16 protein-coding genes are annotated in these 19,272 nt (G+C 42.4%); 1 reads left to right on the top strand and 15 read right to left on the bottom strand.

Annotation, left to right across the window (positions count from 1 at the left end):
- Positions 1–56: 56 nt before the first annotated feature.
- The 10 genes from C4S61_RS05920 to C4S61_RS05875 all read right to left on the bottom strand — a co-directional run bounded on the left by C4S61_RS05920 (position 57) and on the right by C4S61_RS05875 (position 10,819).
- Positions 57–473: a Fur family transcriptional regulator gene (locus C4S61_RS05920; protein WP_103923854.1), complete on the bottom strand. Its 417-nt coding sequence runs from the start codon at positions 471–473 to the stop codon at positions 57–59.
- A 14-nt stretch (positions 474–487) separates the two neighbouring features.
- Complete coding sequence (locus C4S61_RS05915; RefSeq protein WP_103923853.1) at positions 488–1,690, bottom strand: efflux RND transporter periplasmic adaptor subunit; 1,203 nt, start codon at positions 1,688–1,690, stop codon at positions 488–490.
- Between the two features lie 14 nt (positions 1,691–1,704).
- Positions 1,705–6,081 (bottom strand): CusA/CzcA family heavy metal efflux RND transporter, encoded by a 4,377-nt coding sequence (locus C4S61_RS05910; RefSeq protein ID WP_103923852.1) that lies wholly within the window; start codon positions 6,079–6,081, stop codon positions 1,705–1,707.
- Between the two features lie 148 nt (positions 6,082–6,229).
- Positions 6,230–6,628, bottom strand: a complete 399-nt coding sequence (locus tag C4S61_RS05905) for a hypothetical protein (RefSeq protein WP_111390975.1) — start codon at positions 6,626–6,628, stop codon at positions 6,230–6,232.
- Positions 6,629–6,685: 57 nt separating this feature from the next.
- A complete protein-coding gene (locus C4S61_RS22260) occupies positions 6,686–6,895 on the bottom strand; it encodes a GDCCVxC domain-containing (seleno)protein (RefSeq protein WP_103923850.1) in 210 nt (69 codons plus the stop codon).
- Positions 6,896–7,495: a mercuric transport protein MerTP gene (gene merTP / locus C4S61_RS05895; RefSeq protein ID WP_077353374.1), complete on the bottom strand. Its 600-nt coding sequence runs from the start codon at positions 7,493–7,495 to the stop codon at positions 6,896–6,898.
- The gene (locus tag C4S61_RS05890; RefSeq protein ID WP_200820543.1) at positions 7,492–7,860 is read right to left on the bottom strand and encodes an ArsR/SmtB family transcription factor; all 369 of its coding nucleotides are present in this window, start codon (positions 7,858–7,860) and stop codon (positions 7,492–7,494) included. Before C4S61_RS05890 ends, merTP begins: the two co-directional genes overlap by 4 nt.
- Before the next feature lie 98 nt (positions 7,861–7,958).
- The gene (locus C4S61_RS05885) at positions 7,959–9,185 is read right to left on the bottom strand and encodes a hypothetical protein (RefSeq protein WP_103923848.1); all 1,227 of its coding nucleotides are present in this window, start codon (positions 9,183–9,185) and stop codon (positions 7,959–7,961) included.
- Entirely contained in the window at positions 9,182–9,622 is a 441-nt protein-coding gene (locus C4S61_RS05880; protein ID WP_103923847.1) for a Rieske (2Fe-2S) protein, read from the bottom strand. Before C4S61_RS05880 ends, C4S61_RS05885 begins: the two co-directional genes overlap by 4 nt.
- A 12-nt stretch (positions 9,623–9,634) precedes the next feature.
- The gene (locus tag C4S61_RS05875) at positions 9,635–10,819 is read right to left on the bottom strand and encodes a di-heme oxidoredictase family protein (RefSeq protein ID WP_103923846.1); all 1,185 of its coding nucleotides are present in this window, start codon (positions 10,817–10,819) and stop codon (positions 9,635–9,637) included.
- 716 nt (positions 10,820–11,535) lie between these two features.
- On the opposite strand from C4S61_RS05875, the gene C4S61_RS05865 reads away from it, so the two are divergent.
- Complete coding sequence (locus tag C4S61_RS05865) at positions 11,536–11,901, top strand: hypothetical protein (protein WP_103923844.1); 366 nt, start codon at positions 11,536–11,538, stop codon at positions 11,899–11,901.
- An 88-nt stretch (positions 11,902–11,989) separates the two neighbouring features.
- On the opposite strand, the gene C4S61_RS05860 is transcribed toward C4S61_RS05865, so the two are convergent.
- The 5 genes from C4S61_RS05860 to C4S61_RS05840 form a co-directional block, all read right to left on the bottom strand.
- On the bottom strand, positions 11,990–13,171 hold the full coding sequence (locus C4S61_RS05860; protein ID WP_103923843.1) for a pentapeptide repeat-containing protein: 1,182 nt from the start codon (positions 13,169–13,171) through the stop codon (positions 11,990–11,992).
- A 135-nt stretch (positions 13,172–13,306) separates the two neighbouring features.
- Positions 13,307–13,822 carry a hypothetical protein gene (locus C4S61_RS05855; protein WP_103923842.1) on the bottom strand — a complete coding sequence of 172 codons (516 nt, stop codon included), beginning with the start codon at positions 13,820–13,822 and terminating at the stop codon, positions 13,307–13,309.
- Positions 13,823–13,987: 165 nt separating this feature from the next.
- Positions 13,988–16,597 carry a DEAD/DEAH box helicase gene (locus C4S61_RS05850; protein WP_103923841.1) on the bottom strand — a complete coding sequence of 870 codons (2,610 nt, stop codon included), beginning with the start codon at positions 16,595–16,597 and terminating at the stop codon, positions 13,988–13,990.
- A complete protein-coding gene (locus C4S61_RS05845) occupies positions 16,597–17,589 on the bottom strand; it encodes a virulence RhuM family protein (protein ID WP_103923840.1) in 993 nt (330 codons plus the stop codon). Before C4S61_RS05845 ends, C4S61_RS05850 begins: the two co-directional genes overlap by 1 nt.
- 2 nt (positions 17,590–17,591) lie before the next feature.
- A complete protein-coding gene (locus C4S61_RS05840; RefSeq protein ID WP_103923839.1) occupies positions 17,592–19,271 on the bottom strand; it encodes a site-specific DNA-methyltransferase in 1,680 nt (559 codons plus the stop codon).
- Position 19,272 lies beyond the last annotated feature (1 nt).

Below are 19,272 nucleotides of genomic sequence, written 5' to 3'. Positions count from 1 at the left end.
CATTGGATGTTTGATTTGAAATTACGTGTAAACCCAATGCACAGTAATTGCAATTTTCATCCTGCACACTTTCCGCAAATCCCCTTTACTACCAAGTTGGATTCTTCCCCTTTGAACATGCTTGGCAGTTCAATTTCAGGGATTTTATACTTGGGCAAACAGAAAGTTTCGCTACACACCCGACAATGAAAATGCACATGCAGGTCCCTTTCGATATTACACTCGCATCCCTCTTCGCATAGGGCGTATTTAGGCGCTCCGGTACCGTCATCGATACTGTGCACCAGTCCATTTTCCTGAAAGGTTTTCAGGGTGCGGAATAGTGTCACCCGGTCTGACTTTTCAAAGGCCTTTTCCAAGTCGGAAAGGCTGATGGCCGTCTCTTGACCTGCCAGTGCTTCCAACACCAACAGCCTCATGGCTGTTGGTCGGATGTCTTTCTGCTTGAGTTTATCTTCGAGTTCTTTGATCATAAGGATGATTCATTTTAATGTGCGTGTCCTTCTCCTTCTTCTTCGGTATTTTTGGCTTTAGCCAACAAGGTGAAAGCACCTTTGGTGACCACTTGAAGGGCACTTAGGTCCTTTTCTGAATCGGCCAAAGAAATCTGGGTATAGCCATCTTCGGTATATCCTTTGATGACTTCCATCATTTCAAAATCATGAACGGTTGCACCGTTTTCTGTTTTTTCTCCTGTATAGGCAAAGACATATTGTTTTCCACCAAACCGAACGATTCCTTCCTCTTGGATAGCCAACACTTCGTTGCTGTCGGTTTCGATCCTTGCAGCTATATACATTCCCGGCTTCAAATCTTCGTGCATCTTTTCTAAGTGGCCATGTACAGTCACCGACCGGTCTTCCCGCACTCCGCTACCTATCAGAAATACTTCTGCTTCCCGCCATTCTTCAGGAGAATTCGCCAATGCAAAGCGGATCCGTTGTCCTTCCTGCACTCTGGGGATGTCGTTTTCATACACGGTAAGTTCCACATGCAGGTCTTCGGCATTGGTAATGTCCATGATCACATCTTGCGGGTTGATGTATTTGCCCACATTGGTATAAATCTCCCGAACGGCACCGTTAACCGGAGCGAAAATATTTACAGAAGCCGAGATATTTCCTTCGCGGATTTTTGCCGGATTGAAGCCAATGAGCTTCAATCGTTCTTCCATAGTTTTAATCCGGGCTTCATTAGCCAGAAAGTCACTTTTGGCTTGCTGAAATGTTTTACCAGAAGCTACTTTTTCATCAAACAGCTCCTTCTGACGGTCAAATTCGGCTTTCAGAAATTCCTGTTTGGCCAGACTCTCCAGGTATTCTTGTTGAAACTGGATGAACTCCGGATTTTCAATTACCACCAATAACTGACCTTTTTTAACCTTTGTGCCAGGCAGCATTTCAGTGTATTTCACAAAGCCTCCATAGGGCATATGGATGGAAATATTGCTTTGCGGGGGCACGTCAATCACCCCGTTGACCCGGAGTTCCGAACCAATAACCCGCTTCTCAAGGCTTCCGAATTTGATGCCTGCCTGCTCAAACTGCGCTTTGGTAAGTTCCACTGTATTCTCACTTTCTGTATGATTCACCTCAATGACTTCCTCATCTTGTGGTCCGCAGGAGGAAATGGTCAACCCCAGGAGAAGAGCCATTGAAGTTTTGCTGATGTATTTGAATATATTTTTCATTGTTGAATGTCTTTTTATTGAACGCCTGAAATGAACTCGATCTGGATAACAGTCTGATTGTACTGGTTGAGAATGTCCAGGTAATTAAACCGGACAGCCAATGCCCGGTTAAGTCCCTGAATGTATTCCACGTAGCCGATTTCCCCGCTTTCAAATCCTTTTTGAGCCTGTTTAAGAATTAGCTCTGCCTGAGGCAGTGCGTTTTGCTCATAATACTCAAGGCTGGTCTGAAATTTTTGGTACTGCTGAATGAGTGAGTTTAGCCTGCCTTGCAGTTGGTTTGTCACCGCTTGCAGCCGTGCTTCGCTTTCCTGCTTTTTCAATTCGGCCGCTTTGATGGCCGATGCTTGGGACTTCGCCCCAAAAATGGGGATGGCCATTCCCACTTGAAATCCGGTGAACCGGTCGCTGGAGGTAAAAGTGACGGGGTTACCATCCAAATCCTGATTAGGTCCATTGAGGGACTGGTTGAAATACCCTGCCGAAAGGTCGGGTAAGAACTTTGCCTTCTCCACCGATTTCTCTTTTTCGGCTACTTCCATTTGTTGGCGAAACCAGGCAAGTGTAGGATTGTTGGCAATTCCTTGCGTATCGAGAAGTACATTGCTCTCCCTTGCTTCCAGATAGCCCATGGCGATATCCCCAATACTATCCAGATTAAGCAAGGTTTGCAGCTGTGTCCTGTGGATTTCGATATCCGACTGGTTTTGCTGAAGCATGGCCTTGAGTTCTGCTACTTGGGACTCCGCAGTTGCTTTTTCAAGCAAATTGGTTTCCCCGGTTTGATAGCGGAGACTGGCCACTTGGACAAATCTCTCGTAAATTTCATCTTGCTCCTGCAGTAATTGTTGTTTGCTTTTTTCCAGCCACAACAAATACCAGGAAACCTTTACTTGCTGAACCAGTTCGTTTTGGGTAGCCGAATGCATCCATTCACTCGCTTCAATCCGTGCTTTGGCCAATTTCTTTTGATTGGCATAAACCGTGGGAAATTCCATGGATTGGGAGATGTTGAACTGATTGTCATTGTTGTAAATGCTGTTGTACTGTCCGTGAGTGAGGCTAAAATTGGTTTTAGCCATATTCCAGCTGGTCCCTTTCAGCTCCCTTTCCTGCTGGGTTTGCAAGTCTGCTGCTTTCAGGGTTGGATTGTTTTGGATCGCAACTTGAATGGCTTCATCCAATGACTGATAGCTGACCAGAGAATCCTGCGCCTTGGCTTTAGGCATCTGAACACAAAGCAAGCCGATAGCCAAAAGTGGAACAATTGCCCCTGGTTTCATCTTTATCCCTCTTTCAAAATAATAGTACAGGATAGGCAGCACAACCAATGTCAGAAAGGTAGCCGTGATCAAACCGCCAATCACTACAGTGGCCAGTGGACGCTGGACTTCTGCACCACCGGACTGGGACAGAGCCATCGGCAGAAAGCCCATGGAAGCCACGGCAGCCGTCATGATTACCGGTCGCAGACGTACACTCGTGCCTTTGTAAATCCGTTCGAAAATATCAGATACACCTTCTTTTTTCAGGTGATTGAATTCACCAATGAGGACAATGCCATTCAGCACTGCTACCCCAAATAAAGCAATGAAACCAACGCCTGCAGAAATACTGAATGGCATATCCCTGAGCCATAAAGCGAAGATTCCCCCAATGGCAGAAAGTGGGATGGCTGTGAAAATGAGGATGCCCTGCTTAATGGAACCGAAAGTGAAATAGAGTAACACAAATATCAATAGCAGGGCTAGAGGCACAGCTAAGGAGAGTCGTTCACGGGCTTCAACCAGGTTTTCAAACTGCCCACCGTAAGACACGGTGTAGCCGGGTGCAAATACGACCGTCTCTTCAATTTTCTGCTGAAGCTCTGTTACTATGCTTTCCACATCCCGGTTACGTACATTGAATGCTACAATGATCCGTCTGCGGGTGTCGTCTCGTTGGATTTGGTAAGGACCTTCCTGGATTTCCACTTCGGCCACCTGATAGAGCGGTATTTGGTGTCCATCCTTCCTAGCGATGTAAAGGTTCTGAACGGACTCTACATCCTCCCGATTGGTCTTATCCAATCGGACCACCAGGTCAAAGCGTCTTTCGTTTTCGTAAACCAGCCCTGCAGACGCTCCGGCAAAGGCAGCCTGGACCGAGCGGTTTACATCCCGGATGCTCAGGCCGTATTTGGCCAATTGATCCCGTTTGTAATTAATGACAATCTGCGGAACACCGGTTACCTCTTCTATATACAAATCTTGAGCACCTTCCACACCGGAAGCCAGCCGTCCTATCTGTTCGGCATATTCCGAAAGCTCATTGAGATCCTCTCCGTATATCTTAACCGCTACATCCTGCCGAACCCCAGTCATGAGTTCGTTAAAGCGCATCTGGATGGGTTGCTGAAATCCGAAAGTAACTCCCGGAATGACCTCCAGAGCTTCGGCCATTTTGTTGGCTAATTCTTCCCTGTTAGAGGCAGAGACCCATTCATCTTTGTTTTCCAGAATCACCATCATGTCAGCAGCTTCTACCGGCATGGGATCAGTTGGGATTTCTCCTGCACCAATTTTAGATACTACCTGCTTTACTTCCGGGAACTGTTCTAGTAGAATTTTTTCTGCCTGAGTCGTTGCCTGGATGGTGTTTTCAAGCGAGCTGCCAGTCATCACCCTCGTTTCTACAGCAAAGTCTCCTTCCTCTAGGGTTGGAATAAATTCCCCACCCATATTGGAAAAGACCCAAAAGGAAGCCAGAAACAAGCCCGCAGTCAGGATTAAGATCAGCGGCCTTTTGTGCATTGACCAACGGATAGCCGGATCGTACAATCTGTGGAAAAAAGCCATGAGCTTGTCCGAAATATTGGGCTTGTAATCAGTGTTCTTGCTCAGAACCAGTGCTGACATCATCGGCACATAGGTTAGCGAAAGGATAAATGCTCCCAGAATGGCAAAACTCACCGTCTGTGCCATAGGGCCAAACATTTTTCCCTCAATCCCCACTAAAGCAAGAATGGGGAGGTACACGATTAAAATGATGATTTCTCCGAATGCGGCGGAATTCCGGATTTTGCTGGCCGACTGGTACACTTCCTCGTCCATTTCATTCTGGGTCAGCTTTCTTCCCAGTTTCAACAAGCCCAAATGATGCAACGTGGCCTCTACAATGATGACCGCCCCATCCACGATCAACCCAAAATCAATAGCGCCCAAGCTCATCAGGTTACCCGACACGCCAAAGAAGTTCATCATTCCAAAAGCAAAAAGGAGCGCAAGGGGAATGACCGAGGCTACAATCAAACCTGCACGGAGATTTCCCAAGAGCAGCAACAAAACAAAGATCACGATCAAGGCACCTTCAGCCAGGTTTTTGCTCACCGTACCAATGGCAGTGTTTACCAATTTTGTTCGGTCCAGGAAGGGCTCGATGGTTACTCCCTCCGGCAATGTTTTTTGTATCTCAGCAATTCGACTCTTTACATTCTCAATTACTTCCGCGGAGTTTTCTCCCTTTAGCATCATCACAATGGCACTCACCACCTCACCCTCACCGTCTCGGGTAGTGGCTCCATACCGCACTGAATTACCAAGCTTTACCTCAGCCACATCCTTTATGAGAACCGGAATTCCATCCGGATTATTTTTGATGAGCATGTTTCGGATGTCGTCCATGTCGCTCACCAGGCCTTCACTTCGGATAAAATAGGCGCTGAGGTTTTTTTCAATGTAAGCCCCTCCGGTATTCTCGTTGTTTTCTTCCAGTGCCTGGAAAATATCGGCAATGGAAACGTTCATGGCCTTTAGTCTATCCGGGTCTATGGCGATTTCATATTGTTTAAGGTAACCGCCAAAGCTGCTCACATCCGCAACCCCTGGAGTACCGAGTAATTGCCTTCGGACAATCCAGTCCTGAATCGTACGAAGTTCACGGGCATCGTATTGATCTTCATAACCCTTCTCGGTTCCCACCACATATTGATAGATTTCTCCGAGTCCGGTAGTGATGGGAGCCATGCCCGGCTGACCTACACCCGGAGGGATTTGTGCTTGTACATCGGTCAGCCTTTCACTTACCTGCTGACGAGCCCAATACACATCCACATCTTCTTTAAACACGATGGTCACCACAGACAAACCAAAGCGGGAAAAGGAACGAATCTCCTCCAACTCCGGGATGGTTGCCATGGTAATTTCGATGGGGAATGTAATTAAACGTTCTACCTCCTCAGCTGCCAGAGATGGGGAGGAGGTGATGACCTGAACCTGATTGTTAGTAATATCCGGTACGGCATCAATGGGAAGTCTCGAAAGGGAGTAGCCTCCCCAAATGATCAAACCAAGCGTGAGCAGGCCTATGATCAGTTTGTTTTTGACTGAAAATTGAATGATTTTATCCAGCATTTTTTAGCATTTATGAATCTGATTTTTTGGATAGACAGGGCAGAAAAAGCCCTTGAATTTTGAGCTGGGGGAGTAAATTGAAAATGCAGGATCACCTCCATGCAACAGCTTGGAAGTAATAACTACTTCAATTTAAATGTCCGGAAAATCAGGCCTTGGGCGGCTGGAATGGGGATTCGGGGTGTTCAGAGCAGAGTGAGAAGCTGTAAAAACCTGTCTGAGTAAGTGTGAAAAAGGATTGGGTGGGTATTTCCACTTTTTCCATTAAAGGGGTAATAAAAATGGAGCCATGGGAACACTGATGCTGGTCATGGAAGGGTAAGTTCTTGTCATGCTCGTCATCATGGTGGTGGTCTTCTTCATTTTGACCGTCTCCATAATGGAAATCAAGAAATTCCAGAAATGAAGTTCCGTCGTGTTCAGACTGCTCCTCGTAGTGTTCAAAAAGTACTGGAAGCTTTGGCAATTCACAGCATAAATCCATAGTAGGCCCCAATGCCTGGATCAGGAACAGAAAACCTAACGATATGGAAAGAATGAATTTCATTTGCCTGCAAAGGAACACAATAATAGGACGCAAGGGTATTGCAAATCGAACAAGATTTTAGCAACAGCTACCGCCATTTTCCTGTATTGGCGGACATTTGACCGTTCCATAACTGCAATACACGCAACAATCTCCTTCTTTTGGTTTTAGCACCTTGTGGCAGTTTTCACATTCATAGAAATACTGACAGGCGTCAGTGGGCATGGTTTCTTCCTTCTGATGGCCACAATTAGGGCAGGTGATGGTTGATTCTAATATGATTTCCATTTATTTCTCTGTTTTATTGGTCACGGAATATCCCGTTGAGTTGATGGCTTGTTGTATTTCCTGAATACCTGTTTTTGTATTGTCAAATTCTACAACGGCATTGCCCAATTCATAAGAAGCAGCTACTCTTAGTATACCATCGAGCTTATTTACTTCGTGCTCGACATGAGTTGCACAGCCCTGACATGTCATTCCTTTGATTTCAAAATTTACGGTCTGTATATCGGACTTCTCTACGATGACCAGTTGCTTGTCGGCTTTGGGGTAGAAAATGTGAGCATAGAGCGGAAATGTTAACATCAGGGCTGCAAAAACCGTGATTATTGATAAGAACTTTTTTGTCTGCCAAAAGCTTGGTTTCTCATCATCTTCACATGCACATTCGATGTCTTCTGCTTTCCTGGCTTTAAGCTTCTGGTACCAGGCAAATCCCAACACAATCACGGTGATACTTACAAAAAAAGGCCGTGCTGGATCCAGCCAGGAGAAAGTGGACGCGATCCCGCTCGCACCGGCCACTAGAGCAAGCACCGGGGTGATACAGCAAAGGGAACTCACTAAAGCGGCTATAAGGCCGCTGGTTAAAAGGGATTTTTTCATAACGTAGCAATTGAATTTGGGAGGTTAAACAAATCGAGCACTGACGAAATGATTCGCTGACTTTGCGCTTCTACTGAATAAAAAATGGTTTGCCCCGATTTTTTAGTAGTCACGACTCCTGCATCCTTCAGCTTTTTCAAATGTTGGGAGACGGCCGGAACTGTCATACCCAAAATGTCTGATAAGTCGCACGGACAAAGTTCATTTTCCTGATTCAGGAGGTACAGGATTTTGAGGCGAACCGCATTACCGGCAAGATTCAGTACATCTGCCAGTTCTAAAAAACCTTCCCCCTTGCTTTTCAAGTCTTCCCTGCACCTATTGATCTGGTCGCTATCGGCAAAGACACGGATGCATGTATTCATAACTTTGTATTTAAGCATTTGCTTAACAAAGGTATGGAGTGGAACTTATTTAAGCAAAGCCTTAAATACTGAAATTACCCCTTTGGAATACAATGCAGTTAAAAGTAGCTTGATAACCCAAATTGCACTCCCCCGATTTTAGCCGGTGGATTTCCCAAGATATCCTGTTGTTGCATGTACCGGTAGTTAAGTCGGATGACGGTTTGTGATACCGGCCTGAAACTGATTGCCGGAACTACTGCCCACAAATCATCAGAAATATTTCCTCCGGTTTCCTCGAAACTTCCCACGTTCCAGTCCACATATTCCAGTCGGCAGGCCAGACTGAACACTGCTTTATCAAAACCTGCCAGTTTTCCTCTCAGGATAGGTTGTACAATGTCTACGAACCCTCCCTTTTGCCGTTCACCATATTGCTGACTATAAGTCTCCGGTACATCAACCAGTACCCAGGCCCATTCGCCAACCAAATAAGTCTTTGTTGCCGAAATGGTAGTATTGAAATCCACCGCTAATACGTCCAGGCGTCTTTTGGCATCCAAAACGAGACCATCTTCCTCAAATCGGTTATAAATCCCCCCCATGTAGGAAAGTCCTATTTCTCCCACCTTGTTGTTTCTGACTGCTATTTTGCCCGTAAACAAGGGTTGCCCATTACTGCTTTCCTCAAAGCGCAGGGCATTTTCTTTTGCTGCCGGGAGGAAAGTTTTGTTTTGATTATTGCTGATGATACTGTTGTCGAAGCCATTGGTCAGGTAAGCTTCATACCCAAAAGCCCAGGCCTTTGAATAATATTTACCATACAGACCAAATCCGACATTGCTCCAGGTGGCTGGCAGCATTTCTGTCATGGCAATTGGCCGATCCACAAATTCCCATTTTGGACCGTCATGATTTTGGTTGAATGCCCCGATGGGATTCATTACCACTCCACCTCGGAGGTTTAGTAGTGGATGAAAAGTTAAATCCAATGCAGCAAATTCGATGGATATTTGTTTTCCACCTTCCTCCAACTCAATCTCAGAGAGGAACTTGATTTTCCTGTGAATCGAAGAGGCGACAAAGAGCGTAAAGCGGGGGATACGAAAACTGTGGCCCTCAGTGATCCCATCTTGGCCCATGTATTGATAATCGGCCTCTACGTACCCGCCAATGGAAGCCGGTAAATTCCCTATCTGAAGAAAAGGACGGTTGTACACTGCATCCATGTTCATGGCTCTGGTATATGAAGTATCGACTGGTACTCTTTTTAACAGCGTACTGTCAATCTGGGCATTTGCAACCAAGGCAAACAAGAAGACTGGAAGGAATAAATATTTTTTCATTTCAAGTCGATCTTCAAGGTGTTTGCTTCAATCCGAACCGGAAAGGTTCGCAAGGGGTCGTCTGCCGGGCCGTTTTGCACCATACCGGTATTGGTGAATTCACTACCATGGGCCGGGCATTGGAGCCTGTCGCCAAAAACCTGAAGTTCTGTGCCTTGATGGGTGCACCGCATCCATAAGGCTTGGTATTCTGTTTCAGACAGCCGGAAAACCGCAATCGGATATTGAAGTGATTCGTGATGCGCTATCACACTTGGCCGGAAGCTGGATTGATCATCCTTCGAATTCACGAATGCATCCAGCGGAACAATCATATAATCCCCTTCAAGGCTAGCCTGAAAATACCTGGTGCCCGCACAGGATGTTAAGCCGGAAATTCCCGTCATGATGCCAAAGCACCCCCATCCACAGGTTTTGATAAACTCATTTCTATTCATGGATTTGGAAGATTATAAGGATTCAAGAAAACGGATCAAAGCAGTTCTATCTTCGGCAGATAGCGACTCAAACTTGGTACGGCTGCTATTTGCCTCACCTCCGTGCAGTAAAATTGCCTCCTCAATGCTGCTGGCCCGGCCATCGTGCATGAGAAAGTAGCTGCCTCCTTGGGAATTTGGAGAAAGACCCAAACCCCAAAGGGGAGGTGTCCGCCATTCGAAAGTTTCAGCAGAGCCTTCGGTTACACCGTCATCCAATCCCGGCCCCATATCATGCAACAACAGGTCTGTATAGGGAAAAAAGGTTTTATTGGACAAAGCTACAATATCAGAGGTTGGGGTGGTCCATTCTGGGGTGTGGCAATCCCCACATTGGATTTGGGAAAACAAAGTCTTACCCTGAATTATTTGTTGGTCATTTTGTGAGCGCTGGATAGGTGCTTTTAGTGTACGGAGGTAAAAAACCACATCCCTGACGGTCTGGTCGCTCACTTCCGGATCCACTTCCAATCCTGAAAAAGGGTCAACTGGTTCAAATGTAGAAGTGATGCCCATGTCCTGGTTGTACGCTGATACGGTCTGCTGGAGCAGATCGATGGTAGCTGCCTTTTTGCCAAAGCGCCCCATATAGCGCCCATTTGCATCTTGATGAAACCACTTAGGAACAAAATAAGCGGGAGGATTTACATAGTTGGGCACCCCGGAAATTCCGTCTCCATCAAGATCATAAGGGTCTGCATTAGTCAGGATCTGCTCATCTGTAAGGGCTGACAGCAAACCCAAGCCCGTGACGGCAGGTGGGGTTAGCTTCATAAATGGTGTTCCTTCCGGAAGTATTTCCGGTGTGTATCCTGGTATAGCTCTATTTTGGAGTTGAGGACCTCCGATAAGCAGGTTGGGAGGCGTATTTGGAGCCGTCTGACCAAAGCGTGTCAGTGTAGTAAACGGATGGCCTTTTCCATCACCAGCATGGCAACTACCACAGGAAGTAGCCACAAATGTAGGCCCCAGACCTGTTCCGGAGGAAAATACCTCATCATTGAAGGCAAAATCCCCGGCCAGAAATCGGGCTTGCTCGCTTGAGTTTAGCCCATCAATTGGGCCGTCTAGAATTTCATCCACTGCCGGTGGCTCGGGAATGATATTTTCACAGGCGAAGGCCAGACAGCCTAGTAGTATCAGAATCAGCTTCTTCACATTCTTATTATTAGAATGGTAAAAGTAATAAGTTAGACTGATCTAACATATATCTTTTATGATAAAAACTTTATTTTCTGAGTAGAATTTTTCCCAGGTTCTTGTGTGACAGTCAGTTGTTTTGATGGTGCGCAGTTATCTGTCCGATAACTTGACGGCTTTATTGGTTAATCGCTTGCACTTGGGGAGGAGGCTCATGCTACGGCTTCACAAAACGGCCTTCCCGAGTCCCAGGCTTGCCGGGACTCGGGAGAAGGGTAAGTGGAATGAAGCGGTAGCCGTGGGGAGTGAAAGCCCTTTCCTAGAGTGGAGAGAAAAGAGCTGTCATTTGGAAAATGGCACGAATGAATCGGAACGAAAGGAGTGGGCGAAACGGGGGGAATTGAGCTATCCTAGACTGCTTTTAAGCAATGTAAATTCTCTTCTTGGAAATAATTGTAGATTTAGCAATAGAATGATACGGTGGATTTCAGGCACAATTCTTGAAAAAATTCAAAAGCAAATGCCTCCCTTCACAGAGATTACCGAGTACTTTGAAACTTTTCTTCTTTTTTCAGAAATAGAAAAGAATTTAATCCAAAGTTGATTTCATCCTCGAAATCGTAAGCAAAAGGAAGAATAAGGAATTGCATTTTAAAAGATAAAGGGGTATTATTAATTTAATAATAGGTCAAAAACCACTAATCGAAATTACATTACTAAATAATATTCTCAAAATGGGCTATTTAATATCGTTTCTATGTACGCTTATATTTTCTTTTCTTTGGAGAAAAGTCAATCTAAAATATGATACCACTAAAAAATATATTGATGATGAATCAAAAACTCTTGCTGGGAACAATATATTCAATTCGAGAATACAACCACTAATTTTCTGGACAAAATGGCTTTTTGGAATATCAATTTTTGTTTTCTCAATCAGCCTTATAATAATGATTCAGGAAAAAATGAATCTTGAAGAAGATAATATTCTAAATAAAGGTCTTACATTTTTAGGGGTTCTAGGCGGGATTGGTCTAGGTATCGGACTAACGAAATACTTTCAAATGGAGGGGATTCAATTAAGAATGAAAGAAAAATGAAACTGATTTCCAAAAAGAGTTTCATTTCTTCAAGATTCCCAAATTAAATCCCAAATCCAATCTTAATTTTTCTTATTAATATAGCTCTCTATTTTAAAATCTTCCTTCCGATAACCACAAGAGTAAGTGAAATCCAAATATATCCAACTATATTTTCTATTGAAACAATTGTGTTCCCTAAGGAACCTTTTGTTAGATCAGGCTTAATATCAGCATAACCTAGACCAGTAAAAATTTGGACACTAAAATTAATTGAATCGCCAAAACTAGAAATATTCAAGAAATTTTCTTTCAAAAAAAGAAATGAAAAAGAAAAAGTTAAAACTATCAATGCAGCAGAAAAGAAAATAGCAGAAATAGAACTCCAATTTTTTGTTGAAAATGCCAGTAAAACATTTTTCATTCTGTGTAATTCCCGAGGAAAAATTCTAGGTTCACTTGAGATTTTTGAAAATTTACTAATTGTATTTTGAAACCATATAACATATTCGGATAATTCCTTATATGGTTCTTGCTCGCTATCTACTGACACATTACAGGCAGAAAATGAAGTATAGTTATTGTATTTACTAAAACTATTTTCTCCGAAAATTGAGATTTTCAATAAACCAAAATACGAGATCTCATTAATTTTTGCCCCTCCCCACATCTTAGATGAAAAATCTATAGCATTTACAAAAGCATTATTCAAATCAGCATTTGTGAAAGAGCCAGATTGATCTCCAAATCTAATGAAGCCAATTCTACAGTTTTTAAATGAGCAATCATTAAGATTACAGTTCAGAAACTCGACATTATAAAATTCAGAATTATCAAATATCCCACAAGAAAGTTGAGCATTCCGTATTATGCAATTTTGCAATCGAATCCATTTCAATGGTATACCTAATAAATCCATCCAACCTCCAGTACTGTAGGTATGAGGAATGTTGGTATACATAAATTGACTTATGGAAATTCCATCAATTAAAATTTGATTAAAATCGATTATAGTTTTTTCTATTTGATAATCTCCACTTCGAACTCTTTCAGAATTTTGAGCAGCTGTTTCTTTTTGAAGAATATTAATTTTTGATTTGATTATTTCTAGCGCCTTTATCCCGGGTTCAGTCTCCCATCTAATCTGCTTCTCGATTTTTTGGCCATATCCAGGAATTATTCTATCCAAAAGATCTCTTGCTTTCGAATGATCTGAGTACCAAACATCAACCAAAGAATCTCCTTGAAGGCCATTTTTCTTTAAAATTCTTTGAATTTGATTTCTATTCATATTGGTAAATTTTTAACTCCATCAATTTCCTTCAACGTACTATCCATCTCGGTAATGGCTTTGATAATTATTTAATAATGAATGATGTTTTTGAAATCGAGGCATCGGACTTTGGGCCTTAATTACCTTGAAAGGCTACCACTCAATTTCCATTGGATTCAATTCCCAGAAACCTCCTTGATAATAATGCCAAATGTTTTCAGGTCCACTTGGCAAGTAATAGATAATATAATCCTTCATTATCTCCGTTTTATAATATGAAACTTCATATTGAAATATTTTCTGAATCAACCCCTTTGAATAACTAAATACAAAAAGGAAAGAAGTGTCCATAAAATCGTTAATCACAACAATCTCAGAATCCCCATCACCCGAAAAGTCATACTCATAGATTGTTAGTTGGGAAATATCATCCCCAATAGGTTGTTCAACGGATCTACCATTATATTCGATTACAATAGAACATGATCCACCAGAACAGGAAGATTTTATTGTTTCTCCAGAAGTTAGTTTCCCAGAGACATAAACATTTTTTTCAAAAGCTTCTAAAATCTGCTTCCTCGCGCCTTGAAACTGTACGTTTGAAAATCTTTCTTGGGCATGAGCTGAAAGACATGATAATGTCAGCCAAAAGAAAATGAGCTTTTTCATATTTATTTATAATTGCTTACTTATTTATTCATTCCTACTTTATACCAAATCGTTACCCGCCACATCAATCTCCTTCATCAACTTAACCGTCCGACCAATACTTAGAAAATTGCCGGTATTGGATTTTGTCCTCGAAGTCTAGGACTCGGCTTTTAGGGACTTTGCCTAGATATCCTTAATTATTTTCAGAAAGTCCTCAAGCTTGTAAGCCCCATCTACCGTACGTCTTTCATAGACCATAAAATACCGGAAATTATTTCCCGCTTTACTTGCCCAAAACGCGCCTAATCGGATTTTTTGTTCAGCATCCAAATGGTCTCCTTTTGTCTCCAATAGGACAGTCTTACCGCTTTTCGTTTGGATGATAAAATCAGGATAGTGGTTTATAAAGCCATTAATCCGGAAGCCTTTTCTGTCAATATTGCGTGACCAAAATGCGATATTGCTCATGTTTCCGATTTCATTGATTACCTGCTCTTCAAAACCATTCATCTTTCCTTCTTTCTCATACAGAGATTTGGTGATATCCTTGGCCGTATCCCCAGGCGATATGCTTTTGGGCAGTGAGTAGGATGATTTGATGAAGACCTTATCCGTATCCAAAAAGTCCTTGAATTTTTGTTCAGCGTAGGATTCAGAAAGCGCGGTAATTTTTTGCTTTATTTTATCCTTATAGGTGTATTCGTTGTTCGCGAAAGCAGAAAACTGCTCATCAGTAAAGTCCTCTAAGATCCGGTTGATATATTTCTCTATTTCCTTGTCAGCAATAGGATACATGTTCCCAATCAAATCCATGATCCTCCTTGTAAAATTCTTAATCCTACTCTCTTTTCTAGCTGGATCAAGTAGAAAGGTCATGACACTTTCTTTGACTATTCCATCCAAGCGAACAAAAGTTGGTGTATGTTCCTTTTTAGTCTCATCCAAATCTACCTTGTAAAGCTCTGAAGTGATGGTGTCAAAAGCGATGTTGGTATCTGCTTTACTCAAAGCAAAGCCTTCCAATAAGTTTTCCTTTTCTAATGGAAGCTCTTCTAAGCCTGAACTGAATAAATCGTTGGAAGGCACCTTGAGATAGAACTGAGGGAGGTTTACTTTCTCCACCTCATCTTTAAAAACCTCTTTTATCGTATATCTTTTCACCAATTTTTGGATTTCGTTGGGCAATACTGGAATACCACTGGATTCCATTTCAGAGACTGCTTTTTCAAAAGCTTCATTTTGTTCAATCGCCGTGTTTTCTATTTCAGATACCGATTCCACTTCTGGATAATCGTCAGAAACTGAAATTCTTGACACATCAATATCTGAAGTGATATCCTCATCTGATTCCGGCTGATTTTGAGTCACACCAAGAGATGGAATTAAGGTAAGCTGTTGTAAAGGATCTGCCGGTCTAGCAGGTTCCACGGCAGTGGAATCAGCCAACTTATAATCTTTATCACTAAATCCCGCCTTGTTCAGCCCCTTTACAATGTTGTCTAGTGTCTCTAAAAATCTGGAAGATGCGGTCAAAACATAACTCACATTAAGCAAGGGGAATTTGTGCTTCATTACATAGGGCTGTCTCAAAACTCGCCCCAAAATCTGCTCCACGTCCACCGCCGAACTCTTGTCTGCCAAAGAAGCCAAAATATAGGCAAAGGGACAGTCCCAGCCTTCTTTAAGTGCATTTACCGTAATGATGAATCGTACTTCACAGTCTCGACTCATCAAGTCGATATTCTTTAATTCATTTAGATTGGCCGTCTTGATTTTGATTTGCTCTTCTGGAATTTTCAACTCGATAAGCTTCTCTTTCAGTTTTTCGAAAGTTGTGTTATCATCAGCATTTCGCGGTTGGGCTTGAAAAAGCACAATCGGTCGAATGTATTTCCCTCCGTTTTTCTCTTCATCCAGTGCCTGTTTCTCAAGTCGCCTCTGAAGCTGCAGGGAAGAGTTGATCACTTCAGTCTTATCCTGATGATTATACACAATCACCGGAAGCTTCACCATATTCTCCTTCTTCAGATCCAGTGCATCTATGAAGCTAATGATGTTGCTGTTTTTGCGAGGTGTAGCAGTTAGGTCCAGGATAAAGCAAGGATTGATTTCCTTAAGCATATCCACACTCAGATCACTTTCTGCGTTGTGACTTTCATCTACCACAACCACCGGATTAAGGTATTTTATAACCGCCCCCAGCGTGATCTCATCATTCTTTTCCAGGAAGCTCTCAAAAGATTGGAGGTTTCCATTTTCCTGAAAAACCTTTCTGTCTTCTTTGTTTTTGGCCTTTAAACTATCGAAGCTAAACACCATTATGTTCAATTGCTCCTTCACCGAGGTTGCATTGAATCCGCTACCCTGAAGCAGGGTTGATTTATCAAAAACCTCAACTTTGTTTCCAAAGTGAGAATTGATTTTTTGTCTATAGGGGTGAGATGGATCTTTAAGATTTTTGATGGTCTGTTCCAAAATGGTAATGGAGGGAACCAGCCACACCACAGCTTTTGGCTTGTCATAGTTAAATGCATCAAAAATAGTCTTGATGGCATTGCAGGCAATAAAAGTCTTCCCTCCTGCGGTGGGTACTTTCAGACAAATATGAGGTACCCGAGGCACATTGTTTTTGTAAGGTTCAATGGCTGTTCCAGGAAAAGGCATCAATGGCGTTTTTGGATGAGCTGACCAAAAATTATGAAATGCCAAGGCGGTGTCCTTGGTTTCTTGCACGCTCTCCAAGAATAGAGACAAATCATTGATGACTTCTTGTTGATAGGGCTTCAGTTCCATTACTTCTTCTTCAATTTTTTCACTTCTTTGTCAAAGTCAGAGATGATTTTTTGCGTTTTGTTAAACTCATCATATTCCTTTACCGCTTTTTTGTCTGCCTGAAGTTTAGAAATCCGGCCTTTTCCGGAAAGGACTCTATATTCATTAAAAGTCAAAAACTTGTTGACGCTTTCCGCCAAGCCTTCCATGGTAAAGGTATTCTCTCGCTCAATCAGCCCTTCGATGTAATCGAAATATCCTGTCACGGTTCTTTCCAATTGTTGGATCTCTTTTTCCTGAAGGTAATTCTTGGCGATGATCACATCCGACTTTAACACTCGGCCATCGGGGCTATTTTTCCAAGTGGTCAGGCCCATGTTTTCTTTTTTGGCGTCAGCTGAGAGATGAATAATTTCAGCGGCCGTCTTACCCGTGATGGCAAAATGAAATTTATTCTGAACCATCGCATAAAAATTCTTGGTGATCTCCGACTTAGGATCATAATCGATGCTGCATTCTGCAAAAATGTCTGTCACCTGCTGGTATATCCTCCGCTCACTTGCACGGATAGAACGAACCCTTCGGAGCAACTCCTTAAAATAGTCCTTACCAAAAGCGGTAGTTCCTTGCTTTAATCGCTCATCATCCAACACAAACCCTTTGATGATAAATTCTTTTAAGGTTTGGGTCGCCCAAATCCTGAACTGAGTTGCTTTGGATGAATTGACGCGGTACCCGACTGAAATAATAGCGTCCAGGTTATAAAAATTAGTTTTGTAGTTTTTCCCGTCCGAAGCAGTTGTTTCCAAAATGGAAATAACTGAATTTTCCTGAAGCTCACCCTCTTCAAAAATATTGGTCAGGTGCTTACTAATTGCTGGCACATTGACTCCAAAAAGCTCACTCATTGCCTTTTGTGTCAACCAAACACTTTCATCCTGAAGGTAAACCTGCACTCGCACTTCTCCAGAAGGTGCGGTATAGAGCAAGAAATTATTTTGTTGTTCACTCATGCTTAGAATCTGGTAATGTCTCTAGGTATCTTCTTAAAAATTAAATGATGCTTCACCATAAATTCTTTGGTGAGCAAACAATTATCGGCGTAGATCACATATTGTTCAGCTTTGGTCTTGATGCTTGCCAGGAAGCTATGATCCAGTGTAGTGATGGCCTCTGATTCGTAGTAGAAATAGTAGGAGGTATCGTTATGCTTCCCAAGAAAATGGGCATTGTCCTCCTGCCTCTCTTCCTTCAAGGGTGTTTTAGTTTCAGTGTACCACACATAGTTTCGGATTTTTGTCAGCCCTACAGATTCATTGAGATTTCCATCCTCATCAAATAGTGACTGGCCTAATTCGTAGAAATCGAAACTCCCTCCTGTGCCTTCTACCTCCTTTTTGTCTTCGCCGTAGCCATTGATTACACGCTTCACCCGCTCCGCGGTAATTGTCTCCGCATAATCTTCCATTTCTATGCAGATAAATCTCCGGTTGCCCCCATCTTGTTTGTTGAGATTAAGTACTGCATGGGCAGTAGTGCCAGAGCCAGAAAAGGAGTCTAAAACAACATCATCTTTTGAAGTAGTAAAACTCAAGATCTCTTCAATTAACTCAGTTGTTTTAGGGTTTTTGAATGGAGTGTTTGTTGTTTCAAAAACGTCCTTAATTGTGTTAGCCCCCTTTCTTCCATCTAACTCAATAACACTAGAAAGTTTTGCGCGATAGTCGAACGCATACAACTTTAGCTCAATAATTTTTGATTCGTCCTCTCCAAAAATTATTCTCTTTCTATCTATTAGTTCATTTAAAGTAGATTCAGGGAACCTGTACCCCATTAACGGCTGCTTACAAGGCTTTTTAGTTATAGGATGAATTACATCATATCTATACCCTTCTTTTCCAGGGTTGTGCACACTTCTACTTCCAGTGTAAACGCCACCACTATCAATGAACTTGTAATCTTCAAATGGCCATAAAAACTGCTTATTTTCTCTAAACCATTTCGTGTATTCAATTTGCAGTTCCTCTGGATCAGAATATCTTTCAACAAACTCTTTCCCAATATTTAAAAGTTTTTCCTTCACATCAAGGTTGGGAGATTTCCATTCTGGAGCTAATTCTGTCTTCTTTTTAGAATAGCACAGAATATATTCATGTTCATTCGCTATTTGTGTTGGATTATTATCTGTAGCATTCTTCCAAATAATATTTCCAACTAGATTAAATGGGCCAAAGATTTCGTCTAGGACAATCTTCAAACTATACAACTCATTATTATCGATTGACACCAACAAAACCCCCTCATCTTTCAATAATTTATGAAGTAAAACTAGCCTAGGGTATATCATGCACAACCATTTGTCATGACGACTTAAATCTTCGCCTTCTTTTCCTACAATTTTATCAAACCAAGATTTAATTCGGGGATGATCAACTCTATCGTTATACTTCCACTCATCTTTTCCTGTATTGTAAGGTGGATCGATATAGATGCACTTGATTTGACCTTCATACTCTGGCAGTAGGGCTTTGAGGGCTTCCAGGTTGTCCCCATGGATTATCTTGTTTCCACTTTGCGTTTCGGTGCTGGTCAGTGTTCCGTTATCAAATCCATAGCTATGCTCCAGTACCTTAAAAGGCACGTCTAGGTGGTGATTGATTACTTTTTCCTTTCCTATCCAGTGTAGTGTAGGCATT

It is taken from the genome of Algoriphagus boritolerans DSM 17298 = JCM 18970 (assembly GCF_900108085.1).
GTDB classification, from domain to species: domain Bacteria; phylum Bacteroidota; class Bacteroidia; order Cytophagales; family Cyclobacteriaceae; genus Algoriphagus; species Algoriphagus boritolerans.
The sequence above is the reverse complement of the archived record's forward strand: the minus strand, read 5'-3'. Positions and strand labels throughout refer to the sequence as shown.